Raw genomic sequence first — 2,909 nt, 5'->3', positions numbered from 1 at the left:
CAGCGTGCGCCGCAGGTTCTAGCTCTGGATTTTAATTGTGCTGAGATAATTATTTAAGTGCCAATTTTAAGTGCCAATTTTAAGTGCCAATTTTAAGTGCCAATTTTAAGTGCCAAATCAAACTTCAATGCTGAATTATCTGAATTTATGGTCGTAAAAGTTTTAGAACTGCCAAGTTGGGAAAATATTAAACGGGAATGGCGTGATGCTGATGTATTGCTGCTAGTTTTTCCGATTTTATTGACGATTTTAGGTGGTATTGCCATCTTTAGCTCGGACTATAGCGCTAGACGTACCGAATGGTGGCAGCATTGGGCGACTGGTTTAGTAGGATTGACAGCGATGTTTTCGATCGCGCGATTTCACTACGATCGCCTGTTGCGCTTGCATTGGGTTACCTACGCCATTACCAATATCTCCTTGATTTTGGTATTAGCGATCGGGACGACCGCGTTAGGAGCAGAGCGGTGGATTACGATCGGCGGCTTTAACATTCAGCCTTCGGAATTTGCGAAGGTGGGCATCATTATTTCTTTAGCGGCAGTGATGCACGATCGCCCAATTCACAGTCCCATCGATGCCTTTAAAGTTGCTTGGGTAACATTGCCCCCTTGGATTTTGATCTTTTTACAACCAAATTTAGGTACGGCTCTGGTATTTGCGGCAATTACCATTGGAATGCTCTATTGGGCGGGAGCAAGTCTAGGTTGGCTGGTATTGATATTTTCGCCAATTGTTTCGGCGGTCTTGTTTTCGCTTTATTTACCTGTTTGGATTGTCTGGGTGATCCTGATGGGGGTGGCGGCATGGGTTTCTCTGCCTTGGTTTCGCATTGCTAGCACGATCATAGCTGTGGTTGTTAATTTAGTGGCGGGACAAGCTGGGGCGATCCTGTGGAATGTACTGCACGATTACCAAAAAAAGCGGTTACTTCTTTTTGTTGATCCCAATCAAGATCCCCTTGGCGCTGGTTACCACGTCATTCAGTCAAAAATCGCGATCGGTGCTGGGAAATTGCTCGGTCAGGGTTGGCTGAAGGGTACGCAAACCCAATTAAATTTTATTCCCGAACAACATACAGATTTCATATTTTCGGCAATCGGTGAAGAGTTTGGCTTTATCGGCTGTATTTGCGTATTGCTACTGTTCGTTGGTATTTGCTGGCGTTTGCTGGTAATTGCCGTAAATGCAAGGGATAATTTCGGTTCATTGTTGGCGATCGGCGTATTTTCCTTTGTTCTATTTCAAACCTTTGTAAATATCGGCATGAATATTAATGTCGCCCCTGTAACAGGCATTCCCCTGCCTTGGCTCAGTTATGGGCGATCTGCATTACTTGCCAACTTTATGGCGATCGGTTTGGTGGAGTCAGTTGCCGCCCATAAACGGACGATCAAGTTTTAGGTAATACGTTCTCTTTCCGCTCAGCTCATTTACAGCAATTATCGATCAAACGAACCACAAGAAAAATCATGAAAGCTTTACTTTGCAACGCTTTCATGATTTTTCTTGGTTTGGGTTTGAGCGCAAAGCGCTGTAGGATTGCTATAGCTGTTGCCAAATAAGCTCATGAAGCCTTAACTTTGCCTAGAACAAATTTAAAACTGCTGTGGTTATACTATTAAAGCTAATTTAAGTGCTTCTTGAGCAGTTTTTATAATTATGCCGACACAAGTTGAAGATTATCGATCGCCTAAGGTCACCGTTGTTGGTGCAGGTAATGTTGGCGGCATGTTAGCTCAGCGCATTGCTAAGCAAAATTTGGCAGATGTGGTGTTATACGATATCGTTCAAGGTAAACCCCAAGGTATTGCCCTCGATCTATTGCAAGCCCATACAATTTCCGATCTTGATCGCCAAATTATTGGTACTAATGACTATGGCGATACCAAAGATTCCGACATCATCGTAGTCACTGCGGGCTTACCGCGCAAAGATGGGATGAGCCGCAATGATTTATTGAGGATTAACGCCTCTATCGTCAAAGAGGTAGTGCAATCGACGATCGCCCTATCCCCTAACGCGATTTTACTGATAGTTACTAATCCGCTAGATGTAATGACCTATCTAGCATGGCAAGTAAGCGGATTACCACCTCAGCGGGTAATTGGTATGGCAGGAGTTCTAGATGCTGCGAGATTCCAAACCTTTATTGCGATGGAACTAAAAATTTCCAGTGCTGATATTTACACTACTGTTTTAGGTGGTCATGGCGATCTGATGCTTCCTTTGCCACGTCTATCAACGGTAAATGGCGTGCCAATTACCGAACTGCTATCTCAAGAGGCGATCGCTAGACTAGTGGAGAGAACGCGTAATGGAGGTGCTGAAATCGTGCAGTTACTCCAAAATGGCAGTGCTTATTTCGCGCCATCGGCGGCAGTCAATGTCATGGTGGAATCGATCATTAGCGATCGGCATCGGGTTTTGCCTGCCGCAGCTTATCTGACAGGCGAATATGGTTTAAGGGATATATTTATGGGTGTTCCCGTGCAATTAGGGCGACAGGGCACAGAAAAAATCGTCGAGTTAAAGCTTTTAGATGAAGAACTTTCAGCACTCCACGCTTCAGCAGCATCCATCCAAGCAAATATTAATCTATTGTGAGATGAAGAATATCCTGCTTACCCCCCACCAGTGAATATTTAATGGCGATTAATTTTGCTAAGTACTTCAGCATAATTAACGTCAGTTCGGGTTAAGCTGGCAAATTTCAATTATCCCCAACTCACGTTACTGAGGCTCTTGCGGATAAAAAATGTCCCTCCCAGTTATCTAGCTTCGATTCCGATCAACTAACGTTGGCTGAGCGAAATAGGTTTTTAATCTGGATTTTAATTATGCTTAGAGATAACTATTAATTTTTTAATACTTAAATACTTATTTTGCTGATATATCAATCCTGAACG

2 protein-coding genes are annotated in these 2,909 nt (G+C 43.5%); both read left to right on the top strand.

Going from position 1 to position 2,909, the window contains the following annotated elements; all coding sequences use genetic code 11:
- Positions 1-147: 147 nt before the first annotated feature.
- Entirely contained in the window at positions 148-1,404 is a 1,257-nt protein-coding gene (gene rodA / locus AC805_RS08020) for a rod shape-determining protein RodA (RefSeq protein WP_055074941.1), read from the top strand.
- Positions 1,405-1,662: 258 nt separating this feature from the next.
- Complete coding sequence (gene mdh, locus AC805_RS08015; protein ID WP_055074940.1) at positions 1,663-2,607, top strand: malate dehydrogenase; 945 nt, start codon at positions 1,663-1,665, stop codon at positions 2,605-2,607.
- Positions 2,608-2,909: the final 302 nt, after the last annotated feature.

This window comes from Pseudanabaena sp. 'Roaring Creek' (genome assembly GCF_001402795.1).
Taxonomy (GTDB): Bacteria; Cyanobacteriota; Cyanobacteriia; order Pseudanabaenales; family Pseudanabaenaceae; genus Pseudanabaena.
This window is presented reverse-complemented; position numbering and strand designations above follow the sequence as displayed.